At 73.9% G+C, this 22,359-nt stretch carries 19 protein-coding genes; 11 read left to right on the top strand and 8 right to left on the bottom strand.

Features of this window, described 5'->3' with window-relative positions:
* Positions 1-68: 68 nt before the first annotated feature.
* From IE305_RS26485 to IE305_RS26465, 5 genes are all read left to right on the top strand, one after another.
* Complete coding sequence (locus tag IE305_RS26485) at positions 69-833, top strand: DUF72 domain-containing protein (RefSeq protein ID WP_190132284.1); 765 nt, start codon at positions 69-71, stop codon at positions 831-833.
* Between the two features lie 127 nt (positions 834-960).
* Complete coding sequence (locus IE305_RS26480; protein ID WP_190132283.1) at positions 961-1,269, top strand: plasmid stabilization protein; 309 nt, start codon at positions 961-963, stop codon at positions 1,267-1,269.
* 95 nt (positions 1,270-1,364) lie between these two features.
* On the top strand, positions 1,365-2,627 hold the full coding sequence (locus IE305_RS26475) for a cytochrome P450 family protein (RefSeq protein WP_190132282.1): 1,263 nt from the start codon (positions 1,365-1,367) through the stop codon (positions 2,625-2,627).
* Between the two features lie 78 nt (positions 2,628-2,705).
* Positions 2,706-3,449, top strand: a complete 744-nt coding sequence (locus IE305_RS26470) for an HAD family hydrolase (protein ID WP_190132281.1) — start codon at positions 2,706-2,708, stop codon at positions 3,447-3,449.
* Positions 3,446-5,830 (top strand): glycoside hydrolase family 65 protein, encoded by a 2,385-nt coding sequence (locus tag IE305_RS26465; RefSeq protein WP_190132280.1) that lies wholly within the window; start codon positions 3,446-3,448, stop codon positions 5,828-5,830. Before IE305_RS26470 ends, IE305_RS26465 begins: the two co-directional genes overlap by 4 nt.
* Positions 5,831-5,874: 44 nt before the next feature.
* Here the strand turns inward: IE305_RS26465 and IE305_RS26460 are convergent, their stop codons facing one another.
* Positions 5,875-7,104, bottom strand: coding sequence for an FUSC family protein (locus IE305_RS26460; RefSeq protein ID WP_190132279.1), 1,230 nt, complete (start codon positions 7,102-7,104; stop codon positions 5,875-5,877).
* A 94-nt stretch (positions 7,105-7,198) separates the two neighbouring features.
* On the opposite strand from IE305_RS26460, the gene IE305_RS26455 reads away from it, so the two are divergent.
* On the top strand, positions 7,199-7,864 hold the full coding sequence (locus IE305_RS26455) for a PhzF family phenazine biosynthesis protein (protein ID WP_190132278.1): 666 nt from the start codon (positions 7,199-7,201) through the stop codon (positions 7,862-7,864).
* 6 nt (positions 7,865-7,870) lie between these two features.
* On the opposite strand, the gene IE305_RS26450 is transcribed toward IE305_RS26455, so the two are convergent.
* Positions 7,871-8,251 carry a hypothetical protein gene (locus tag IE305_RS26450; RefSeq protein ID WP_190132277.1) on the bottom strand — a complete coding sequence of 127 codons (381 nt, stop codon included), beginning with the start codon at positions 8,249-8,251 and terminating at the stop codon, positions 7,871-7,873.
* Between the two features lie 236 nt (positions 8,252-8,487).
* Here IE305_RS26450 and IE305_RS26445 point away from each other — a divergent pair, with 236 nt between their 5' ends.
* Positions 8,488-9,426 carry a DMT family transporter gene (locus tag IE305_RS26445; RefSeq protein WP_229891558.1) on the top strand — a complete coding sequence of 313 codons (939 nt, stop codon included), beginning with the start codon at positions 8,488-8,490 and terminating at the stop codon, positions 9,424-9,426.
* Positions 9,427-9,490: 64 nt separating this feature from the next.
* On the opposite strand, the gene IE305_RS26440 is transcribed toward IE305_RS26445, so the two are convergent.
* Both IE305_RS26440 and IE305_RS26435 read right to left on the bottom strand, forming a co-directional pair.
* The gene (locus IE305_RS26440; protein ID WP_190132276.1) at positions 9,491-11,038 is read right to left on the bottom strand and encodes an AMP-binding protein; all 1,548 of its coding nucleotides are present in this window, start codon (positions 11,036-11,038) and stop codon (positions 9,491-9,493) included.
* A gap of 114 nt (positions 11,039-11,152) precedes the next feature.
* A complete protein-coding gene (locus IE305_RS26435) occupies positions 11,153-11,686 on the bottom strand; it encodes a TerD family protein (RefSeq protein WP_190132275.1) in 534 nt (177 codons plus the stop codon).
* 161 nt (positions 11,687-11,847) lie between these two features.
* Between IE305_RS26435 and IE305_RS26430 the strand changes: the two genes are divergently transcribed.
* Positions 11,848-12,981, top strand: a complete 1,134-nt coding sequence (locus IE305_RS26430; RefSeq protein WP_373311750.1) for an SH3 domain-containing protein — start codon at positions 11,848-11,850, stop codon at positions 12,979-12,981.
* On the opposite strand, the gene IE305_RS26425 is transcribed toward IE305_RS26430, so the two are convergent.
* A complete protein-coding gene (locus IE305_RS26425) occupies positions 12,915-15,155 on the bottom strand; it encodes a terpene synthase family protein (RefSeq protein WP_190132274.1) in 2,241 nt (746 codons plus the stop codon). The two genes, IE305_RS26430 and IE305_RS26425, sit on opposite strands and share 67 nt — an antisense overlap.
* Before the next feature lie 181 nt (positions 15,156-15,336).
* Positions 15,337-16,713: a cytochrome P450 gene (locus tag IE305_RS26420; protein ID WP_190132273.1), complete on the bottom strand. Its 1,377-nt coding sequence runs from the start codon at positions 16,711-16,713 to the stop codon at positions 15,337-15,339.
* A gap of 353 nt (positions 16,714-17,066) precedes the next feature.
* Between IE305_RS26420 and uppS the strand changes: the two genes are divergently transcribed.
* The 3 genes from uppS (at position 17,067) to IE305_RS26405 (ending at position 20,204) form a co-directional block, all read left to right on the top strand.
* Positions 17,067-17,807 (top strand): polyprenyl diphosphate synthase, encoded by a 741-nt coding sequence (gene uppS / locus IE305_RS26415; RefSeq protein WP_190132272.1) that lies wholly within the window; start codon positions 17,067-17,069, stop codon positions 17,805-17,807.
* Between the two features lie 61 nt (positions 17,808-17,868).
* A complete protein-coding gene (locus tag IE305_RS26410; RefSeq protein ID WP_190132271.1) occupies positions 17,869-18,909 on the top strand; it encodes a terpene synthase family protein in 1,041 nt (346 codons plus the stop codon).
* Positions 18,906-20,204 carry a cytochrome P450 gene (locus IE305_RS26405; protein WP_229891556.1) on the top strand — a complete coding sequence of 433 codons (1,299 nt, stop codon included), beginning with the start codon at positions 18,906-18,908 and terminating at the stop codon, positions 20,202-20,204. The genes IE305_RS26410 and IE305_RS26405 overlap by 4 nt, the downstream gene beginning before the upstream one ends.
* Before the next feature lie 100 nt (positions 20,205-20,304).
* On the opposite strand, the gene polX is transcribed toward IE305_RS26405, so the two are convergent.
* Together polX and IE305_RS26395 are read right to left on the bottom strand one after the other, a co-directional pair.
* Positions 20,305-22,038: a DNA polymerase/3'-5' exonuclease PolX gene (polX, locus tag IE305_RS26400; RefSeq protein WP_190132269.1), complete on the bottom strand. Its 1,734-nt coding sequence runs from the start codon at positions 22,036-22,038 to the stop codon at positions 20,305-20,307.
* Positions 22,039-22,085: 47 nt separating this feature from the next.
* Entirely contained in the window at positions 22,086-22,307 is a 222-nt protein-coding gene (locus IE305_RS26395; RefSeq protein WP_190132268.1) for a hypothetical protein, read from the bottom strand.
* Positions 22,308-22,359 lie beyond the last annotated feature (52 nt).

Genomic DNA, 22,359 nt, shown 5'->3' with positions numbered 1-22,359 from the left:
TGCCCCCGATGGCTGGAATCGGCCGCCCGCCGGTGACCCGGCCGCCCCGCGCGGGCACAAGAACGCCCATGCCCCTGCTCGTCGGCACCTCCGGATGGCAGTACAAGGACTGGCGCGACCACCTCTACCCCGAGGGGCTGCCCCAGCGGCTCTGGCTGGAGGAGTACGCCGCGCACTTCGCCACCGTCGAGAACAACAACGCCTTCTACCGGCTGCCGCGCCCCGAGACCTTCGCCGACTGGCGCGCCCGCACCCCCGAGGGCTTCGTCATGGCCGTCAAGGCCAGCCGCTACCTCACCCACATCAAACGGCTCCGCGACCCCGAGGAGCCCGTCGGCCGGCTGCTGCGGCACGCCGGCGGGCTCGGCGACCGGCTCGGCCCCGTCCTCCTCCAGCTCCCGCCCACCCTGCGCGCCGACCCCGGCACCCTGGACGCCACCCTCGCCTGCTTCCCCGCCGGCGTACGCGTGGCCGTCGAGCCCCGGCACGACTCGTGGTGGACCGACGCCGTGCGCACCGTCCTGGAGCGCCACGCCGCGGCCCTGTGCTGGGCCGACCGCGACTCGCGCCCGGTGACGCCGCTGTGGCGCACCACGGACTGGGGGTACGTGCGCTTCCACGTCGGCGCCGCGCACCCCTGGCCGCGTTACGGGCGGCAGGCACTCGACTCCTGGACCGCCCGGATCGCCGCCGAGTGGCCCGACACCGCCGACGTGTACGCGTACTTCAACAACGACCCGGGCGGCGCCGCCGTCCACGACGCCACCGTCCTCGCCCGCGCCGCGCGGGCCCGCGGCCGTACCGTCACCCGCACCCCGGGGGAGCCGCAATGACCCCGCCCCGAACGGCCGTCCACGCCCTGCGGCCCGGTGAGGGGCGTGCCAGGGTGAGCCGTGTACGCCACGCCGCCCCGGGAAGACGGGGCCGTGGAAGCAGCACTGCGAGACCGAGGAGCACCGCATGCCCAGGGGATCGAGCAACAAGCGCGAGCGGCAGTACGAGCACATCAAGGAGAGCGCCGGCAAGCGCGGCGCGAGCGAGGGCCGCGCCAAGGAGATCGCCGGCCGCACGGTGAACAAGCAGCGCGCCCAGGCCGGCGAGACCAAGGGCTCCAGCAGCCGCACCACCTCGCGCAGCACGAGCAGCACGCGCTCCCGTGGCGGCGAGCCCACGAAGGAGCAGCTGTACAACGAGGCGAAGAAGCGCAACATCCAGGGCCGCTCGGACATGAGCAAGGACGAGCTCAAAAAAGCCCTGGGCCGCCGCTGACCAGCACCCTCACCCGCCCCGACGGTCACCACCGTCACACTGGGAAACCGGCGACCCCACTTCCGTGACGCACCGGCATCGGCGAGGATGCCTGTGTGCTCGACGTCCTGAACCCGGCGGACCCCGCCTTCGCCCGCGACCCGTACCCGTACTACGCACGGCTGCGCGCCGGCGCCCCGGTGGCCCGCGTGCCCCTGGCCAACGGCACCCACGCCTGGCTCGTCACGGGCTACGACGAGGCCCGCTCCGTCCTGGCCGACCCGCGCTTCTCCAACGTGCCGCCGCGCGCCGCCGGCCGGCCCCGGCCCGACTCCCCGGACCGGCGCGCCCGCGCCTGCCTGGAGCGGCACATGCTCAACTCGGACGCCCCGGACCACCTGCGGCTGCGCCGGCTGACCACCGCCGCCTTCACCCCGCGCCGCGTGGACGCGCTGCGGCCCCGGATCGAGGAGCTCACCGACGGGCTGCTGGCGCAGCTGTCCGGGCGGCTGGCCCGCGAGGGCAGGGCCGACCTGGTCGACGACTTCGCCTTCCCGCTGCCCGTCCTCGTCATCGCCGAGGTGCTGGGCGTCCCCGAGGCCGACCGGGACGAGCTGCGCGAGTGGACCTACCGGGTGGGCTCGCCCGCCGACGCGCTGGAGCCCGGCGCGGTGCAGGAGGCGTGGACGAGCCTGCACGCCTACTTCACCGGCCTGATAGCCGAGAAGCGCCGCCGGCCCGGCGACGACCTCTTCAGCGTGCTGGCCCGGGACGCCCGCGACAGCGGCGACGAGGCGGGCGCGCAGGACGGCGGCCTCGACGACGGCGAGCTGCTCGCCATGGCGTTCCTGCTGCTGTTCGCCGGCTACGAGACCACCATGAACCTGCTCGGCTCCGCCTCCCTGATGCTGCTCACCCACCCCGCGGAGCTGGCCGCCGCCCGCGCCGGCGGCCCCGCCCACTGGGAGGCCGTCGCCGAGGAGACCCTGCGCCACGGCAGCCCCCTGGAGGGCAGCACCTGGCGGCGCACCACCGAGCCCGTCGCCCTCGGCGACGGCGTGACCATACCCGCCGAGGAACCCGTCCTCGTCATGCTCGCCGCCGCCAACCGCGACCCCGCCCGGTTCCCCGACCCGGACGCCTTCCGCCCCGCCCGCCACCTGCCCGGCGGCACCCGCCCCGCCCCGCACCTGGCCTTCGGCCACGGCCCGCACTTCTGCCTCGGCGCCCGCCTGGCCCGCCTGGAGGCCGCGGTGGCCCTGCCCCGCCTCTTCGCCGCCCTCCCCGGTGTCGCCCTCGACGCCGACCCCGCCACCCTGCCGTACCGCCCCGGCCTGCTGGTCCGCGGCCCCCGCGCACTGCCCGTACGGAGCGGATGACGGACGGCGTCCCCCGGGGAGCGCACGCGAACGGGTGAGGCCCGCGTGCACCCCCGCCCCCCGGGGAAGCCGACCGACGTGACGACACTCGGACTGCCCGGAACCATCGCAGCCTGCCTCTTCGACATGGACGGCGTGCTCACCGAGACCGCGACCGTGCACGCCGCGGCCTGGAAGGAGACCTTCGACGCCTTCCTGCGCCGCCGCGACGGCCCCGGCTTCCGCCCGTTCGACGCGGTGGAGGACTACGACCGCTACGTCGACGGGATGCCGCGGGCCGACGGCGTCCGCTCCTTCCTCGCCTCCCGCGGCATCGGGCTGCCCGAGGGCGGGCCCGACGACCCGCCCGGCCACGACACCGTCCAGGGCCTGGCCAACGCCAAGAACACCCTCGTCCTGAAGAAGATCGAGGAACTGGGCGTGCACGCCTATCCCGGTTCCGTCCGCTACGTGCGGCAGGTGCGCGCCGCCGGCCTGCGCACCGCCGTGGTCTCCTCCAGCGCCAACGCCCGCGCGGTGCTCGACGCCGCCGGCATCGGCGACCTCTTCGACGTACGGATCGACGGGCTGGTGGCCGCCGAGCGGCATCTGCCGGGCAAGCCCCACCCCGACACGTTCCTCACCGCCGCCCAGGAGCTCGGCACGCCGCCGGAACGCGCCGCCGTGTTCGAGGACGCCCTGGCCGGCATGGAGGCCGGCCGCTCCGGCGGGTTCGGGCACGTGGTGGGCGTGGACCGCACCGGGCAGGCGGAGGAGCTGCGCCGGCACGGCGCCGACGTCGTCGTGACCGACCTCGACCAGCTGCTGGGAGACCCCTCGTGATCACACATCCGGCCTACATGGTCGAACCCTGGTGCCTGCGCGAGACGACGCTCAATCTCGACGTCCTCTCGCAGAGCGAATCGGTGTTCGCGCTCGCCAACGGACACGTCGGCTGGCGCGGCAACCTCGACGAGGGCGAGCCGCACGGCCTGCCCGGCACCTACCTCAACGGCGTCTACGAGTTCCGCCCGCTGCCGTACGCGGAGGCCGGCTACGGCTACCCCGAGTCCGGGCAGACCGTCATCGACGTCACCAACGGCAAGGTGGTGCGGCTCCTCGTCGACGACGAACCCTTCGACCTGCGCTACGGGCGGCTGCACCGGCACGAGCGGCTGCTCGACTTCCGCACCGGGCTGCTGCACCGCACCGCCGAGTGGACCTCGCCCAGCGGCCGCGGCATCCGGGTGCGCTCCACGCGCCTGGTCTCCTTCACCCAGCGCGCGGTCGCGGCGATCGCCTACGAGGTGGAGGCGCTCGACGACGAGGTGCGCGTCGTCCTCCAGTCGGAGCTGGTCGCCAACGAGCAGCTGCCGCGGGCCGAGGGCGACCCCCGCGCCGCCGCCATCCTCGAATCACCCCTGGTGCCCGAGGACACCGCCGCGCACGGCACGCGCATCCGGCTGCTGCACCGCACCGCCCGCAGCGGCCTGCGGGTGGGCGTGGCCGCCCAGCACGTCGTCGAGGGCGGCGAGCGGACCGCGTACACCTCGGAGAGCTCCGACGACCTCGCCCGCGTCACCGTCACCTCCGTGCTGCGGCCCGGCCAGACGCTGCGCCTGGAGAAGATCGTCGCGCACGGCTGGTCGGCGGTGCGCTCGGCGCCCGCCGTCCGCGACCAGGTCGACGCGGCCCTGGCGGCGGCCACCAGCAGCGGCTGGCAGGGCCTGGTCGACGACCAGCGCGGCTACCTCGACGACTTCTGGGCCCGCGCCGACGTGGAGGTCGACGGCGACGCCGAGATCCAGCAGGCGGTGCGGTTCGCCCTCTTCCACGTCCTCCAGGCCGGCGCGCGCGGCGAGGCCCGTGCCCTGCCCGCCAAGGGCCTGACCGGCCCCGGCTACGACGGCCACTGCTTCTGGGACACCGAGACCTTCGTCCTGCCCGTGCTCACCTACACCGCGCCGCAGGCGGTCGAGCAGGCGCTGCGCTGGCGGTACACCACGCTGCCCGCCGCCCAGGAACGCGCCCGCCAGCTGGGGCTGCGCGGCTCGGCCTTCCCCTGGCGCACCATCAACGGCAGCGAGTGCTCCGGCTACTGGCCGGCCGGCACCGCCGCCTTCCACATCAACGGGGACATCGCCGACGCCGTCGTGCGCTACATCCGGGCCACCGACGACGAGGCGTTCGAGAAGGAGGTGGGGCTGCCGCTGCTGGTGGAGACCGCCCGGCTGTGGCGCTCGCTGGGCCACCACGACCACCACGGCGACTTCCACATCGACGGCGTGACCGGCCCCGACGAGTACAGCGCCATCTCGGACGACAACCTGTACACGAACCTGATGGCGCAGCACAACCTGCGGGCCGCCGCGGCCGTCGTGGAGCGCCACCCGGACCTGGCGGCGGCGCTGGGCGTGGACGACGAGGAGACCGCCGACTGGCGGGACGCCGCCACCCGCATGTCGCTGCCGTACAACGAGGAACTGGGCGTGCACGAGCAGTCGGCGGGCTTCACCGGGCACCAGCTGTGGGACTTCACCCGCACCAGGGAGGACCAGTACCCCCTGATGATGCACTTCCCCTACTTCGACCTCTACCGCAAGCAGGTGGTGAAGCAGGCCGACCTGGTGCTCGCGATGTGCCTGCGCGGCGAGGCGTTCACGCCGGAGCAGAAGGCCCGCAACTTCGCCTATTACGAGCAGCTGACGGTCCGGGACTCCTCGCTGTCGGCCTGCGGCCAGGCCGTCATGGCCGCCGAGGTGGGCCACATGCGGCTGGCCTACGACTACCTGGGCGAGGCGGCCATGATGGACCTGTCCGACCTGGAGGGCAACACGCGCGACGGCCTGCACATCGCCTCCCTCGCCGGCACCTGGTTCGCGCTGGTCGTCGGGTTCGGCGGGATGCGCGAGGTGGACGGCCTGGTCGCGTTCAGCCCGCGGCTGCCGGAACAGATGGTGCGGCTCGCGTTCAACGTGCAGTTCCGCAGCCGCCGGCTGCGCGTGGAGATCGTCGACAACGAGGCCACGTACACGCTGATCGAGGGCGAGTGCCAGGACATCCTGCACTGCGGCGAGAAACTGACGCTCACTCAGGGCAAGCCGCAGTCCCGGCCGGTGGAGACCGCGGAGGCCGGCCCGGCGCCGGAGCAGCCGGCCGGCCGGGCCCCGGCGCACCGTGGCCGGATGGTGGGCCACCTGGAGGCCGAGGCGACCCACTCGTAGGGCCCGGCGGTTCAAGTGGCGGGGCGGGCGCGCCGGCCCGGGGCTCAGTCCGGGTCGACGCGCCGCCAGCCGTAGCCGCTGCCGCGCAGCCGTCGGCTGACGCGGTGCCACAGGGGGTGGCGTTCGCGCTGTTCGCGTGAGTGGCGGTCCAGCTCCTCGGCCAGCCGCTCGGTCCGCTTCTCCACGTCCAGCTCGTCCAGGATCCGGTCCACCTCGGCGAGCAGGGCGCCGTGCAGCTGCCACTGCCGAGGGTGCGTCCGCACCCCTTCCAGCAGGAGCTCGGCGGCCCGGTCGCGGCTGGCGCGGCCGGCGGCCAGCTCCTCGAACAGCCGGGCCTCGGCCTCCTCGGCGTTGGCGCTGACCTGCGTGGTGATCAGCGCGGCAAAGCTCTCGATGGCTCGCGCCAGGTGCTGGAACACCTCCTGGAGGGCTTCCGCCACGTCCTCCGGGAAGAGTGTCTCCTCGGTGCGTTCCTTGGCCAGGTCGGTGAGGCTGCGGCAGATCACCCGCACCACGACGGCCGAGATTTCCAGCGCGTCCAGGCCCGTGCGCAGCACGACGCGGAACAGCAGTCCCTCCCGCACCCGGGGGTTGAGCCGCAGGCTGTCCTCCGCCTGCCGCAGCTCCGCGTCCACCTGGACGATCTCGTGGTCGAGCCGGCGCGCCGCGTGCAGCCGGGCGGCGGCCTCGGCCACCGGGGTGTGCCCCCTGACCTCGTCGCCGATCTCCCGCAGCAGCCGGCCCATGTGGCGGGCCATCTGCTGGATCGCCTCCCCGGCGGGCTGCACCCACACCGGAGGCACGAACAGCACGTCGAACAACAGCCCCACCACGGCGCCGATGAGCGTCTCCAGCACCCGGTCCCAGGCGGTCTCCGCCACCCGGGTGACGCCCAGCACCAGCATCGCGCTGATCGCCACCTCGGGGACGAATTCACCCGCCCGCACGAACCGGCCGATGACGAGCGAGGCCAGGATGATCAGGCCCAGGCTCCACCAGGTGAGCCCCACCAGCACGCTGAAACCGATCGCGATGAGCACGCCGACGACCACGGAGTTCACCCGCCGGATGCCGGTGGTCAGCGTGGAGTAGAGGGTCACCTGCACGACGAGCAGCGCGGTCAGCGGGGCGGTGAGCGGGGCCGGTTCGTTGCTCAGGTGGAGGGCCACCACGTACGAGATCACCGCGGCCAGCGTGGAGCGCACCGCCTGGACGACGGCGGGCTCGCGGTGCACCCGGACCAGGGTCGCCAAAGGGTCGGTGATAACAGGCACCTTGTGCCTCTTCCCGCTCAGCCGCCCCACATGACACCCCGGTCCGCCCCGACCTCGCCGTCTGGAGTAGCAGGCCCTCTGACACCATCGGCCCATGACCGATCATGTGGTGCTGCGCGTGTTCACGGGCCCGGACGGCGGGGGCGGCAACGCTCTGGGCGTCGTACCGGACGGCCCGGCCGTCCCCGCCCCCGAGGCGCGCCAGGCGCTGGCGGCACGCTGGGGCTACAGCGAGACCGTGTTCCTGGACGACGCGGCGGCCGGCCGCGTCGACATCCGTACCCCCGGCACGTCCCTGCCCTTCGCGGGGCATCCGCTGGTCGGCGTCGCCGCCTGGCTACGGCTGTGCGGCCACGACACGACGGTGCTCCGGCCGCCGGCCGGTGAGGTGCCCGCGTGGCAGGAGGGCGACATCACCTGGATCCGCGGCCGCGCGGCCTGGGCGGCGGGCCGCCGCACCGAGCAGTACGCCTCCGTCGCGGAGGTCGACGCCCTGCCGGCGCCGCCGCCGGGGGAGGGGTGGCTCTACGCGTGGGCGTGGGAGGACGAGGCGTCCGGGCACGTACGCGCCCGGGGCTTCCCGCGGCGCGGGGACGGCGTGGTGGAGGACGAGGCCACCGGCGCGGCCGCGCTCGTGCTGACCGCACGGCTGCGGCGGTCGCTCGTGGTGCGCCAGGGCACCGGTTCGGTCATCCTGACGCGGTTCCGGGACGACGGCACGATCGGCATCGGGGGCCGCGTACGCGTCGTCACCCCCTGACGGGGGTCAGGCGCCCCGGCCGGTCAGCCGGAGACGGACCTCCAGCTCGTGCTCGCCCGGCACCGTGCCGAGGGGCTCGACCGCGAACGCCTCGCCGAGCTCCTCCTGCACCTGCCGCACCGGGTCGGCCGCGCCGAACAGGTCCACCGTGACCGTGCCGGTCAGCGGACTCGGGGCCGCCGGCCGCCGGGTCCGGGTGCGCGAGTCGACGACCGCGCACCAGATCATGTTGCCCGTGCCGGCCTCGTCGGCCCGGGTCTCGCTGCGCACCGGTCCCGCGCCCTCGGGGAAAGCGGTCTCCAGGGCGCCGAACACCACGCTCGCGTCCTGGTGAGCGCATCCGGTCAGGTGCACGCTGACGTGGTGCGCACTCTCGGGGCCGCTCATCACCCGCTGCTCCTTCGCCTTTGGGTGCGCCACTGCGCTGAATCGCCTCTTCCACCGTACGGCAGGGGAGCCGCCGCGGCGCGGTGGGACGAGCCGTCCGGGGCTGCCTCAAAGGAAACCTTTGGTCTGGCTTCGGAATCTTTTATTCGACTTATAGAGCGCCGCTCGGTACCGTCGGCTGCGTTCCGACGTTTCGACGTTTCCGATGCCTCCTACCGAGAGGGGCGGTTCCCGTGGTGGGCGACGGCCGAGTGGCCACCCCCTGGAAGTACATGGCCGCGACGGCCGTGCTGTGGGGCTCCGCGTTCCCCGCGATCAGCGTCGCGCTGGAGGGCTACCCGCCGACCGCCATCGCCGTCCTCCGGCTGGCCACGGCCGTCCTCCTGCTGCTGCCCTGCCTGTTCACGGGCCGCATCAGCCGGCTCCGCCGGGGCGACGCCGTCCGCATGGCGGCCTTCGGCGTCAGCGGCATGACGGCCTACCAGCTCCTGCTGTACGCCGGCGAGCGCCACGTCGAGGGCGGCACCGCCGCCATGCTGGTGTCCACCTCCCCGGTTTTCGCCACCCTGCTCGGCATGGTGTTCCTGCGCGAACGCCCAGGCCCCCGCGGCATCACCGGGCTCCTCGTCGCCCTCGGCGGCGCGCTCCTGGTCGCCCTGGCCGGCGGCCAGGGCGGCGGCTCCCTCCAGGGCATGGCGACGATCGTCCTCGCGGCGGCCGCCCAGGCCACCTCCTTCGTCCTGCAGAAGCCACTGCTGCGCCGCTACTCGGGCATGGACTGCATCTTCTACGGCAGCCTCTTCGGCCTCGTCCCGCTGCTGGCCTTCGTGCCCCGCGCCGCGGGCCAGGTCGCCGCCGCCGGCTGGCAGCAGAGCGCCGCCGTCTTCTGGCTCGGCCTCGGCTGCACCGTCCTGGCCTTCGTCACCTGGTCACGCGTACTCACCGCCGCGCCCGCCTCGACCAGTTCGCTGGTGCTGTACGCGGTGCCGGTGGCGGCCCTGGGCCTCGATGCGGCGCTGCTGGGCTCCGTGCCCAAGCCCATGGCCTGCGTGGGCGGCGTCGTCGTCCTCGCCGGTGTCGCCATCGCGGCCCTCCGCAGGGCGGCTCCCCGCCGCGTCGCCGAGGGCGGCCCACGCCGCACGGACGCCGCACGGCGGACACCGTCGGCGGTCTGAGACCGGACAGGAAAGGGGGGCGCCGCGGCTGCGGCGCCCCCCTTCACGTTCGACTGCCCACTGACTACGCGGCCACGCCCGCCGTCTCCTCGGCGGCGCGCCGCAGCGCGTTCTTGTCCGGCTTCCCGGCCTCCGTCAGCGGCAGCGACCCGGCGAAGGAGATCCGCGCCGGCTCGTACATGGCGCCGCGCGCCTCGCGCACCAGCGTGCGCAGCGCCTCCTCGTCCACGCCGGCGCCCGGCCGGGGCACCACGACGGCGTGCACCTGCTCCGTGCGGTCGGCGTCGCGCACGCCGAAGACGGCGCTCTGCAGCACGTCCGGGTGCGAGTTGAGCAGGTCCTCCAGCTCGGACGTGTACACGTGGCCGCCCACCACGATGATCATGTCCTTGAGCCGGTCGGCGACCGTCAGATAGCCGTTCTCGTCCAGGTAGCCGACGTCACCGGTGTGGATCCAGCCGTCGCGCAGCACCTTCGCGGTGAGCTCGGGCTGCTTCCAGTAGCCCTGCATGGCCTGGCGGGAGCGCACGCAGATCTCGCCGCGCTCGCCGGGCGGCAGGTCGCGGCCCTCCTCGTCGCGGATGGCCACCTCCACGCCGTCGACGATACGGCCCGCCGAGCGCAGCAGCTCGGGACGGGCGGGGTCGTGGTCCTCGGGCATCAGCATGCTGATGCCGCCGACCTCGCTCTGCCCGTAGAACTGCGAGAGCACCGGGCCGAGCCGCCGCGTGGCGTCGATCAGGCGGGCCGGTGAGGCCGCGCAGCCGCCGTAGACGAGGGAGCGCAGGCTGGACAGGTCGGTGGTGGCGGAGGCCGGGTGGTCCAGCAGCTGGTACAGCAGGGGCGGCAGCAGGAACATGTGGGTGATGCCCTCGCGCTCGACCGCCTCCAGCACGGCCCCGGCCTCGAAGTCGTCCTGGAGCACCACCGTGCCGCCGCCGCGCAGCGTGATGTCGGCGAAGAGACCGGCGACGTGGGCCAGGGTGGTGCAGGCCAGCTGGCGGTACTCGTGCGCGTCCGCGTCGGGCTTCCGCGCCCCGAAGAGGTCGCTCTGCTGCTGGAAGGTGTGGCAGATGCCCTTGGGGTGACCGGTGGTGCCGCCGGTGTGGCGGATGCCGCAGATGTCGCCGGCGCGGGCCAGCGAGGCCACGGGCCCGTCCTCCTGCCCGGCGGCCAGGGCGAGCAGGTCGGTGCCCAGCGGGGCGGGGCCCAGGGTGAGGACGTGCTCGACGGGCACGTTGTCCGTCAGCTCGGCGGCCCGGCCGGCGTACCGGGGGTCGGCTATGAGGGCCCTGGTCTCCACGTCGGCGACGATCGCGGCCTGCGCGTCCGCCGAGAGCTTGTGGTACAGGTGGTTGACCGTGCAGCCCGAGAGGTGCGCGGCGTAGCGGGCGGCCAGCGTCTCCGGCAGGTTGCCGGCGAGCAGGGTGACGGACCGGCCGGGCCCCAGGCCCAGTTCGCGCAGGGCCCGCGCCGCCCGGTGCACGAGCGACCGGAACTCCCCGGCCGTGACGCGGCGTTCCCCGTGGACCACCACCTCCCGCCCGGGGTCCTCGGCCAGGCGGTCGAGGATGTCCTCGACGTACAGGCGGAACGGTGCGGCGGTGTCCATGCGGGAGTCCTCCGGACGACGTATATGGTTACCTTGGGCAATCATATGGAAGGGGTCCTTCCTTGATCAACCCGGCCCGGCAACCCCTCCGCGGAAGCCTCCCGCCGGGCCCGCTCAGGGCCGGGCACCTCCCATGAGCCGGCCGAACTCCCCCGGGACGGCCTCGAACCCGCGCACCATCATGCGGAACGTCCACGCGCCCGCGGCGTCCCGGGTGAACTCGCACACCGTCGCCGCCGTGGCCTCCGGCGCCACGCCCGACAGGTCGTCCGTCGCCAGCACCGTGTACCCCGTCCGCACCCGGACGCCCTTGCCCACCACCTCGCCCAAGGTGACCGGCCCGCCCTGCGGCTGGGCCAGTACGCCCACCACCACGCGGCCGTACTCCGGTGCCAGCCGGTCGAGTTCGAGCGTCATCACCTCGTCGAAGCCCAGCCCCCGCCCGTCGCGGCTGTCCCGGTCCAGCGTGATCGTGCCGTCCGGCGACCGGCTGCCGAAGTACACCAGGTAGACCGGGCTGCCGTACGGGTCGTCGGCGCGGAAGGTGCCCGCGACGACGTCCAGGTCGTGGTCCGGCGCCCCCGCCGGGTTCGGGTCCCACTTCAGCGCCACCTCGGCCTTGACGATCCCCTTGCTGAGGCTGTCCACGAAACTCCCCCTCCGAAGAACACCCGTGTCACGACGGCACGTTCGCCCCCATCGTGCCACGCGACCCGCCACGAGGGGTTTCGACGCTGGTCAAATGGCCGTGACCCGCCGCAGCCCGGCAGCGCATCATCCAGACGACACTCCGGCCCGAGGGGAGACCGTTGTCCAGCATCCGTACCCACCTCGCCGTCGCGGCGACGCTCGCAGCCATCACCCTGTGCGTCCCGGACCCCGTGGCGGCCGGGGCCGCCGGCGGCGGCCGGGCCGTCACCGTCCCGCCGGGCGTCACCGCCGGCATCGCCGTCTACGACCGGCAGACCGGGACCTTCACCGAACAACTCCACGCCCACACGCCGTTCCGCTCCGCCTCGGTGGTCAAACTGCTCATAGCGCTGGACCACCTCTGGGACCGGCCCGTGGCCACCCTGCCCCCCGAGGACCGCGAACGCCTCGGCATCATGCTGCGCAGCAGCGACGACGACGCGGCCAGCCACTACTGGACCACCGACGGCGGCAGCGCCATCGTCCGCCGCATGATCACCCGTCTCGGGCTCGGCGACACCGCCCCACCCCCCGCGGCCCACCCCGGCTACTGGGGCTACACCGCCCTCTCCGCCGCCGACACCGTCACGATCTACCGGCACGTCCTGGAGGCCGCACCCGCCGCCGTCCACGCCTTCGTCATGGACAACCTGCGCGCCGCCACCCCCTGCGGAACCGACGGCTTCGACCAGTCCTTCGGCATCGCCGCCGCCTTCGACCGGCCCCGCGCCGTCAAACAGGGCTGGTCCGGCTTCACCTCGGACGGCTGTGCCGACGACTCCCGGCTCTCGGTGCGCCGCGCCGGGACGGCCGGCGTGGACCTGCGCCGGGGCGCCCTGCACACCACCGGCACGGTGGGCGCCGGTGACCGCAGCATCGTCGCCGTCTTCACGCTGCACCCCGACGGCACCCCCTACGGCAAGGCCTACTCCGACCTGAGCCGGCTGACCCGGTCGCTGAACGTGCCGGGCGCCACCCGGAGTTCCGGCAGCTGGTTCGGCACCTGGGGCCCGGCCCTCCAGGTACGGGCGGCGGCCACCACGGACTCCGCCGTGCTGACCACCCTGCCCGACGGCGTCGACGTCCGGGTGGGCTGCCAGCACCGCGGCGAGAAGCTCACCGTGCCGCCGTACACCAACGACTGGTGGTCCTACCTGCCGGCCTACGGCGGCTACGTCAGCAACATCTACGTCACCTGCCCCGGCAACAGGCTGCCGGACGTGCCCGAGTGCACGGACGGCCCGCACGCGTAGGGGCGCACCGCCGCCGGCACGGCGTGGTGGCGCACGAGGTCCGCCCCGCCGTAACGGTGGCAGCCCGCATGCCAGTTGAGGATGCCCGCCATCCAGTTCTGGAGCTCCACGACGTACCCGTCGAGGGCCGCCCGCGCCTCTGCGTCGAGCCCCAGCTCGTCGCAGAGCGCGGGCAGCTGCCGGGAGACGACGTGCTCGAACTCCCGCATGCGCGTCTCCATCAGGTCCGTGACGATGCCGAGGGCCTGCTCGCGGTCGCAGGAGAAGAAGTTCTGCACCACCAGGACCGCGTTGTGCACCGCGCCCTCGAACTCGATCTCCTTGCGGTAGGAGTAGACGTCGTTGAGGAGCGTCGCCCAGTCGCTTGCGGCCGCTTCCATGGCCTTCACCGGCCGCGACCCGAGGACCTCCGGCAGCAGTGTGTGCCCGTGCCGCAGCCGGCACAGCGTCATGGTGAAGTCGGAGCCGAAGGTCCTGCGGCGCATCTCGATGTAGTCGACGGGCTCGGGGATGCGGTGCTGCTGCTGGTTGGCCAGCTCCCACAGCCAGCTCTCCAGCATCGCCACGACCGCCTGCCGCAGGCCGTTCCGCGCCTCGGGCACCATCGGGGCGGCCGTACGGGCCCACAGGTCGGCCAGGCCCCGCTCCAGCGGGTTGGCGGGCGTGACGGCGGGCGCGCCGCCGTGGAGGGGCATGCACGCCAGCAGTCGCTCGTGGCACGCCCTGGCGTCGGCGAGGCCGGGGGAGTGGCCGAAGAACGCCGGGTACGTGTCGTCGCCGTAGGTGCCCCACGTCAGCCAGTCGGTGGCGAGGTCGAGCTCCTCGGCGGTGCCGTCGGGATGCAGGCCCGCGGCGCACAGGCCGAAGTCGTAGTCGCGGAGCTTCTCCTCCGTCCAGAAGCCGGCCAGCGGGTCGCCGGGCGCGGGGGTGAGGTACCCCATCCGGTGGCTCCAGGCGACGGTGTTGCGGCGGGTGGCGGCCAGGTGGGGGTTGAGCCGCAGCCAGTAGGGCATCCGGACGGCGGGCGGTGGCAGCTCGGCCACCTGCTGGAAGGGCACGAAGGTGTGGGCGCGCAGCCGGGCGGGGAGCGCGGCGACGATCGACGGCACCACGCGGGCCGCGGAGGTGCCCAGGCCCAGCGGGCCGCCCAGCAGGGCGTTCGCCGCGGGCGAGGCCCCCGCGGTGGTGGGCTTCATGTAGCGGCTGGAGCGCAGGTGCCACTCGTGGCCGCCGGCCTGCCAGTCCTGGAGCCCCTTGACGTAGGCGAAGACCGCGGCGTACGCGTCCGGGCCCAGCCCGTGCTCCAGCAGCAGCTGCGGGACCTCGGTGAGGGCGGTGTGCTCGAACTGCTGGAGCCGGGCGGTGAGCAGGTCGCCCACGGTGTCCGCGGCCTGCTGGGTGTCGCAGCCCAGGAAGTGCTCCAGCACCAGGACGGCGTTGGCCAGCTCGCCCTCCTTCCGGGTCTCCCGCTCGTACGAGAAGAGGTCGTTGCGCAGGTGCACACTGTCGGCGAAGGTGTCCCGCAGCACCCGCAGCGGGCGGCCGGCGGCCACGACGGCGGGGACCTCGGCGCCCGCCGCGTGTTCCACCAGGTTCGCCGACCAGGGCGCCCCGCCGACCTTGCGCCGCATCTCGATGTACTCGACGGGGTTGGCGACCCGGCCGTCGTTGATGTTGGACAGCTCCCAGAGGGACTCCTGGAGCAGGTGCCAGGTGCTCTCCCGGAAGCGTTCCCGCCAGGCGTCGGACATGGTGGGGACGGTCCGCTCCCACAGGTCCTTCAGCCCGGCCTCGACCTGGTTGGCGGGTTCGGGCGCGGCGGGCTCCCCGGCGAGCGGCATGAAGGCGGGCAGCCGGTCGAGGTAGGCGCGGGCGCCCTCCATGTCGCCGGTGCGCTTGAAGCGGACGAGGAAGTCGTCGTCGAAGAAGAAGACCCACACGTACCAGTCGGTGATCAGGCCCAGTTCGGCGGCGGAGGCGTCGGGGTGGGTGTAGGCGCACAGCAGGGCGTAGTCGTGCGTGTCGTAGTCGTCCTCGTCCCAGACACCGGAGCCCTCGATCATCCCCATGCCGCGCGCCCACGCCTTCGCGTGCCGGCGCGCGCTCTCCGTGTGCGGGTTGAGACGGGCCGGGTGGGGCGTGTAGAAGCGGGGCAGCTCGAAGGGGTTCGCCATCGCGCGACGCGGCCTTTCGGTGCGGGGCTTGCGGTGCCGGGCTTTCGGTGCGGGTGGGACGGCAGGAGGCTAGAAGCCGTACGGGGCCGCGCCGGAGCGGTGGTCGGATTTCCCCTCAATATGGTGAACCGGGCCGGTGTGCGGAGTAACGATCTCGCGCGTGGGTCCGCCGGGACGGTCGTCACGCACCGCGGCCGCGGCCGACCGTCCGCAGTGGGAGCCGGCCGGGGCGCAGGGTGACGCCCGGTACGGGGCGCACCGGCCGGCCCGGCACCGGCTCGACGCGCCAGGCCGCGGCGATGGAGGCGAGAGTGAGCACGGCCTCGGTGAACCCGAAGGCCTCGCCGATGCACTTGCGGGCGCCCCCGCCGAACGGCACGAAGGCGCCCCGGCGTTCGTGCGGCGTGGGGCGGCCCGGCTCCGCGGCGGACGGCCACCGGCCGGGGTCGAAGCGTTCCGGGTCGGGGTGGAGGTCGGGGCGGTGGTGGAGGAGGTAGGCACTGTAGAGGACGGTGGTGCCGGCGGGCAGGAGCCGGCCACCGAGCCGCGCGTCGGTGGTGGTCGTACGGCTCAGCAGCCATCCCGGTGGGTAGAGCCGCAGCGTCTCCTGGACCACCCGGCCCGTCAGGTCCAGCCGGGGCAGGTCGTCCAGCCGGGCCGCGCGCCCGCCGAGGACCGCGTCGGCCTCGGCCTGCAGGCGTTCCTGCGTCTCCGGGTGGCGGCTGACCAGGTGCAGGGCCCAGGCGAGGGTGCTCGCCGTGGTGTCGGTGCCGGCCATGAAGAAGGTGATGAGCTGGTCGGCGATCTCGTCGTCCGACAGCCGCCCGGGGTGCGCGCGGTCGTCCGCGTCCTCGTCCCGCGCGGCGACCAGTGTGGACAGCAGGTCGCCGTGGTCGGTGCCGTCCGCCCGGTGGCCGGCGATCAGCAGCTGGACGGTGCCGCGCAGCCGGGCCAGAGCGCGCCGGTAGCGACGGTTGCCGGGCGTGGGCAGCCGGTCGACGGGCGGCGGCATCACGGCGCGGCGCGAGATGGCCAGGATGAGGGTGTGGAAGTCCTCGAGGACGGTGTGCAGGGCCGCCGGGGAGAGGCGCCCGGTGAACATGGTCGCGACGACCGTCCGCGCCGTGATGGTGGCCATGGCGGTCCGGACGTCCACGATCCCGCCGTCGCGCCAGCCGCCGGTCACCGCCTCGGTCTGCCGGGTCATCTCCCGGGCGTAGCCGGGCATCCGGGCCGGGTGGAAGGAGGGCTGGAGCAGGCGGCGCTGCCGCCGGTGCCGGCTGTGCGGACAGCTGGCCAGCCCGTCGCCGGCGACCTCGCGGACCCGGTCGTACACCGGGCCGCCCTTGTCGAAGGTGCGGTCGTCGAGCAGTACCCGACGGGTGAGGTCGGGGTCGCAGACGACGACTGCCGCGAAGGGGCCCACCCGTATCCGTACCAGGTCGCCGTGGGCAGGCAACGAGCTGAGGAACCGCAGGGGATCACGCAGCAGCGGTACGGCGTGGCCCAGGGCCGGGGCGGCTCCTGGCGCGGTCGCGACCGGGGGAGTGACGTTCATACGGTGCTCCGGGAGGGCCGTCGTGACGGCGTCGTCCGCCGCCTCGCCCTTCACCCGTGCCCGCGGCTCGGCCCCACAATCCTTCCCCCGACGGGGTGAAGGGGTGCGCCAAGGTGACAAAGCGGCGCCCCGCTCCGCCGGCGCCGGCCCCGCACCGGCCGGCCGGTGGACGAGCCGCCGTACGGCGCCTGCGGCGCGTGACCGTGCATGTAGGGCGCAGGCAGTGGCCGGGCCCCGCCGGGCCGCACCCTGCCGACCGCCGCTGCATCGAGCGCCCGTCCGGTGCGCTCTGGCGGCGGACGACCGCCCCGTTCCACGCTGGTGACAGTCGTGGCGTGGGGGTGACAGGACCGATGAGCACGAAAAGGTCCCCCTCCGCGAGGACCCACCCGGCCGTCCGCCGGGCAGCGCCGCCGGTGCCGCGCCACATCGGCGTGATCCTTGACGGCAACCGCCGCTGGGCCCGCGCCCACCAGGTGTCCGAGGACCACGCCTACCGCGCCGGTGCCGCGCGCGTCGCGGACCTCATGCGGTGGAGCGAGGCCGCGGGCATCGAGTACGTCACCGTCTGGGCCCTCTCCACGAGCAACCTGCGGCGGCCCGAGGCCACCGTACGGCTGCTCACCACCGTGATCGTCAACGGTCTGCGCGACCTGGCGGCCACCGGCCGCTGGCCGGTCCGGCTCATCGGCGACCTCGGCCTGCTGCCCGCCGACCGCGCCGACGCCCTGCGTGAGATCGAGGCGGCCACCGCCGGGGCTCCGGGACCCGTCCTCAACGCGGCGGTGGCCTACGACGGCCGCGAGGACATCCTCGGCGCCGTCCGGGCCCTCGCCCGCGACCGCGCGGCCGGGCGCACCGGCGAAGAGGTGACCGAAGCACTCCTGGCCGGGTACCTCTCCACCGCCGGGCAGCCCGACGTCGACCTGCTCATCCGCACCTCCGGCGAACAACGCCTCTCCGGGTTCCTGGTGTGGCAGGCGGCCGAGGCCGAGCTGTACTTCACCCCCGTGCCCTGGCCCGACTTCGGCCCCCGGGACTTCGCCCGCGCCCTCGCCGCCTACCGCCGCCGAGAACGCCGCTTCGGACGGTGAGGCACCGCCCCCGCGCCACGCCGGCCCGTCCTCACGCACCACCGAAGGAGGTTCCGCCCCCATGCCTCTGGTCGACTTCCACATCCCCCTCGCCCTCCCCGAGCCGCCCCGCGACACCGTACGGCGCACCACCGCCCACGGCCTGGACTGGCTCCGCTCCTTCGGGCTGCTCCACGACACGCCGCGCGCCGCCGCCTACTACGAGGCCATGCAGCTCGGCTGGGTGGCCACCGCCTACTGCCCCGGCGCCGCCGCCCACGACCTCGACGTCATGACCGAGGTCATGTGCTGGACCTGGGCCGTCGACGACTTCTTCGACGGCCCGGCCGGACAGGACGTGTCCCTGGCCCGGGAGGCCGAGCGCGCACTGGCCGCCGTCACGCTCCGCCCGCCCGGCCCGGCACCCGCCGGCAGCACCCCCCTCACCCACGCCACCGCCGGCCTGTGGGCCCACCTCACCGACGGCATGTCACCCGCCTTCGTCCGGCGCGTCTCCGCCAACTGGCGCGACTACTTCCGCGCCCACGTCGGCGAGGCCCTCGCCCGTACCCGCACCGAGCCGCCCGACCTCGCCGGCTACCTGGCGCTGCGCCGCGCCTCGGTGGCCATGCACCTGTTCATCGACCCCACCGAACGCGTCCACCGCGAGGAGGTGCCCGCCGCCTTCTTCCACAGCCCCCACGTCCAGCGCCTGCGCCGCCTGATCACCGACATCGTCGGCTGGTTCAACGACGTGCACTCGCTGGAGCACGAGTGCGCGCACGGCGACCTCGCCAACCTCGTCCTCGTCCTCGAGCACCACACCGGCCGCAGCCGCGACCAGGCCATCGCCCAGGCCCACCGCATGGTCGCCGCCGCCGTCCGCGAGTATCTGCGCACCGCCGACCGGGCCGCCGCGCAGTGCCGGCGCCCCGGGCACGACCGCCCCGACGCCTGCCTGCGCTACCTCGACACGCTCGGCCGCGTCCTCGCCGCCACCCACGAATGGAGCCTGCGCACCATCCGCTACCGCGGCCGGCCCACTGCTCCCACGGACGGCGCCACCGCCGCTCTGCGGCCCCGCTACGCCCTGGCCTTCGAGCCGGGTACGGGGGACCGGTGACGCCCTCCGCCGCGCCCGGTGCGTGGCCCCTGGTGGGCCACGCACCCGCGCTGCTGCGCGACCCGCTGGGCTTCCTCGCCTCCCTGCCGGCCCACGGCGACCTGGTCGCCGTCCGCATCGGGCCGTTCCGGGCCGTGGTCGTCTGCGACCCCGCCCTCACCCGCCAGGTGCTCGCCGACGACCGCACGTACGACAAGGGCGGGCCCATCGTCGACCGGGCGGCCGAGGCGATCGGCCGGGGCCTGGGCACCTGCCCCCACAGCGAGCACCGGCGCCAGCGCCGCCTCACCCAGCCCGCCTTCCACCCCTCCCGCATGGCCGGCTACGCCCGCGTCATGGCCGCCGGCACGGCCGCCGTCACCGCCGCCTGGCGGCACGGGGAGGTCCTCGACGTCCTCGCCCAGACGCACCGGATCGCCCACGACGTCGTCGTGGAAGCCCTCTTCACCGGCGCACTGCCGCCCGAGGACCGCGGCCGGGTCGTCGAGGACGTCACCACCGTCCTCACCCACGCCTACCGCCGCGCCGTCCTGCCGCCCCTCGCCGCCCTCCCCACCCCCGCCAACCGCCGCTACCATCGGGCCCGCGCGCGGCTGCGCCGGACCCTCCACGCCGTCGTCACCGAACGCCGCGCCCACGGCACCGACCACGGCGACCTGCTGTCGGCACTGGACACCACGCGGAGCGGCCTCACCGTCGAGGAGACCGTCGACCAGGCCGTGGCCATCATCGCCGCCGGCACCGACACCACCGCCGTCGCCCTCGCCTGGGCCCTGCACCTGCTGGCCCGCCGGCCCGCGGTGCAGCACCGCGTCGCCGCGGAGGCCACCACGGTCCTGGGCGGCGCCACGCCGGACCTCGGCCACGTCCCCGGGCTGGCCCTGACCGGCCGGGTGCTCGACGAGGCCCTGCGCCTGTACCCGCCGGGCTGGCTCTTCACCCGTACGGTCACCACCCCCACCGCCCTGGGCGGCTGCCCCCTGCCCGCCGGCACGACCGTCGTCTACAGCCCGTACGTGCTCCACCACCGCCCCGACCTCCACCCGCAACCCGGCACCTTCGACCCCGACCGCACCCTGCGCAAGGACGCCTTCCTCCCCTTCGCCACCGGCCCCCGCACCTGCATCGGCGCCCGCTTCGCCACGGTCACCGCCACCCTGGCCCTGGCCCACATCACCCGCTCCTGGCACCTCGAACCCGTACCGGGCACGCACGTCCGCCCGGCGACCGGCCTGGTGCTGAGGCCGTCGGGCCTGCGCCTGCGCGTTCTGGCGCGCGGTACCGGCGGCACGTGACGTCCCGTCATGGACCCACCGCCGGCGCCGTCGCGAACCCGCGGCGCGGCAGGGTCGGCAGCGAACCGACGCTCGAACAGGTCGCTGTGGCCGAGACCCGTCAGCGCGACCGGCCCGGCGGCCGCAGGAACCGCTTCAGCCGTTGCAGCGGCCAGGTGTTGATGACGTCGTCCTTCGTCAGCCAACCCCGTTGCGCCGTACCCACCCCGTACCGCATGTACGGCAAGTGGGTCACCGAGTGGGCGTCGGTGTTGACGGCGAACTTCACGCCGTAGCGCTTGGCACGCAGGATGTCCTCGTCGCACAGGTCCAGGCGCTGGGGGTGGGAATTGACCTCCAGCGCCGTACCCGTTCGCGCGCACGCCTCGAAGACCGCGTCGAAGTCGGCGTCGATACCCGGTCGCTTGCCGATCTGGCGCGTGGTCGGGTGGCCGATGACCGACACGTAGGGGTTTTCACAGGCACGCACCAGGCGCCGGGTCAGCTCCTCGCGGCTCTGGTTGAAGTGCGAGTGGACCGACGCCACGCACAGGTCGAAGCCGGCCAGGAAATCGTCCGGCCAGTCCAGGTCGCCCTCGGGGCCGATGTTGAGTTCCGTGCCGTGCAGCAGCCGCATCTTCCGGTGCTTGCCGTCCAGCGCCCGTACTCGCTCCCGCTGAGCCAGGATCTTCTGGTCCGTCATCCGCTGCATGTACAGATTCGGCGCGTGGTCCGTGATCGCGTAGTACGCATAGCCGCGCTCCGCCGCAGCGCTCACCATCTGCTCCAGCGTCGACACCCCGTCGGTGAGGTCGGTGTGCGTGTGGAGGTCCCCTCGGATGTCCTTCTCCTCGACCACCTCGGGAAGTTCGCCCTTCAGGGCTGCGGCGATCTCGCCGCGGTCCTCCCTCAGCGTCGGCGGAATCCACGGAAGACCGAGCTTGGCATAGATCTCCTCTTCCGTCTCGGACACCGCTTTCCTGCCGCTCTTGGCGTGGAAGAGCCCGTACTCCGACAGTTTGAAACCGTGCCGGATCGCCATCTCCCGCAGCCGGATGTTGTGGGCCTTCGACCCTGTGAAGTACAGCCGGCCCGCGCCCCACGACTCCGGAGGAAGCACCCGCAGGTCGACCTGAAGACCCTGTGTCGTCCTGACCGACGTCTTCTTCTCCCCGCTCGCGATGACCTCCGCCGTGTACGGCAGCCCCTCCAGCGCCTTCATGAACGGCTCCGACCGCCCGGCCGCGACCAGGACGTCGATGTCGCCCACCGTGTCGCGCATGCGCCGCAGCGAACCGGCGTACGCACACCGGTCGCAGCCGGTGATGCGGGACAGCTCGCCGACCACCTGTTCGGCCACGTCCATGGCCGCGCTCAGCAGTACCCGGCCGCCGCCGGCCTTCTGCATCAGCGTGATGCCGTGGAGGATGTTCTCCTCCGTCTTCGGCCCGAAGCCCTTCAGGTCGCGCAGCCGCCGGTCGTGGACGGCGTCGAGGAGCTCCGCCACGGAGGACACCCGCAGCTCCTCGTAGAGCGCCATGGCCTTCTTCGGGCCCAGCGTGGGAATGGTGAGCAGCTCCCGCACCCCGGCCGGGATCGACGCCCGGACCTCCTCGACGGCGGAGACGCGCCCGGTGCGCAGGAACTCCACCACCTTCTCGGCGATCGACTTGCCGACGTTGGGGATCTCCTGCAGCCCCTTGGCGTCCAGCGTCGCCACGTCCACCGGGTGGCCGCCGATGGCGCGTGCCGCCTTCTCGTAGGCACGCGCCTTGAAGGCGTCGCCGCCGGTGATCGCCACGAGGTCGGCGTACTCCTGCAGCAGCGCCTCGACCTCCTCGTTGGGCCGGGCCATGGGACCAGCGTGCCACCGGCGGCGGCCCGGCGCGACGCGCGGAGCCGCTACCGCGCCTTTGGGACGGCAGGCACGGGAGGCGCGGGAGGTACAGGACAGTGGGCGCCGCAGGAAGGCGCCGGTGTGGGCAGGGTGACGGGGAACGTGACGTTCACCGGGCCCACGGTGATGGCGGGCGTCAGGCCCGTACCGGTCAGGGCCAGCAGCGCCGTCACCACCATGCGGGCCGTACGGGGGCGCATTCCGGTGGTCGTGTCACGAACGGGCATGGGGGTGCCTCCACTTCGTCGGGCGTGCTCCGGACTGCTCCGAGTCTCGGCC

The organism is Streptomyces mashuensis, assembly GCF_014654785.1.
Lineage (GTDB): Bacteria > Actinomycetota > Actinomycetes > Streptomycetales > Streptomycetaceae > Streptomyces > Streptomyces mashuensis.
Note: the sequence above shows the minus strand (reverse complement) of the source record. Positions and strands in the feature narration are given on the sequence as shown.

Bases quoted from the DNA above. Each gene is read 5' to 3' on its own strand.
- IE305_RS26410 (WP_190132271.1), top strand. From the start codon at position 17,869: ATGCCTCTGGTCGACTTCCACATCCCCCTCGCCCTCCCCGAGCCGCCC.
- IE305_RS26450 (WP_190132277.1), bottom strand. From the start codon at position 8,251: ATGAGCGGCCCCGAGAGTGCGCACCACGTCAGCGTGCACCTGACCGGA.
- IE305_RS26425 (WP_190132274.1), bottom strand. From the start codon at position 15,155: ATGGCGAACCCCTTCGAGCTGCCCCGCTTCTACACGCCCCACCCGGCC.
- uppS (WP_190132272.1), top strand. From the start codon at position 17,067: ATGAGCACGAAAAGGTCCCCCTCCGCGAGGACCCACCCGGCCGTCCGC.
- IE305_RS26440 (WP_190132276.1), bottom strand. From the start codon at position 11,038: ATGGACACCGCCGCACCGTTCCGCCTGTACGTCGAGGACATCCTCGAC.
- IE305_RS26420 (WP_190132273.1), bottom strand. From the start codon at position 16,713: ATGAACGTCACTCCCCCGGTCGCGACCGCGCCAGGAGCCGCCCCGGCC.
- IE305_RS26485 (WP_190132284.1), top strand. From the start codon at position 69: ATGCCCCTGCTCGTCGGCACCTCCGGATGGCAGTACAAGGACTGGCGC.
- polX (WP_190132269.1), bottom strand. From the start codon at position 22,038: ATGGCCCGGCCCAACGAGGAGGTCGAGGCGCTGCTGCAGGAGTACGCC.
- IE305_RS26480 (WP_190132283.1), top strand. From the start codon at position 961: ATGCCCAGGGGATCGAGCAACAAGCGCGAGCGGCAGTACGAGCACATC.
- IE305_RS26455 (WP_190132278.1), top strand. From the start codon at position 7,199: ATGACCGATCATGTGGTGCTGCGCGTGTTCACGGGCCCGGACGGCGGG.
- IE305_RS26395 (WP_190132268.1), bottom strand. From the start codon at position 22,307: ATGCCCGTTCGTGACACGACCACCGGAATGCGCCCCCGTACGGCCCGC.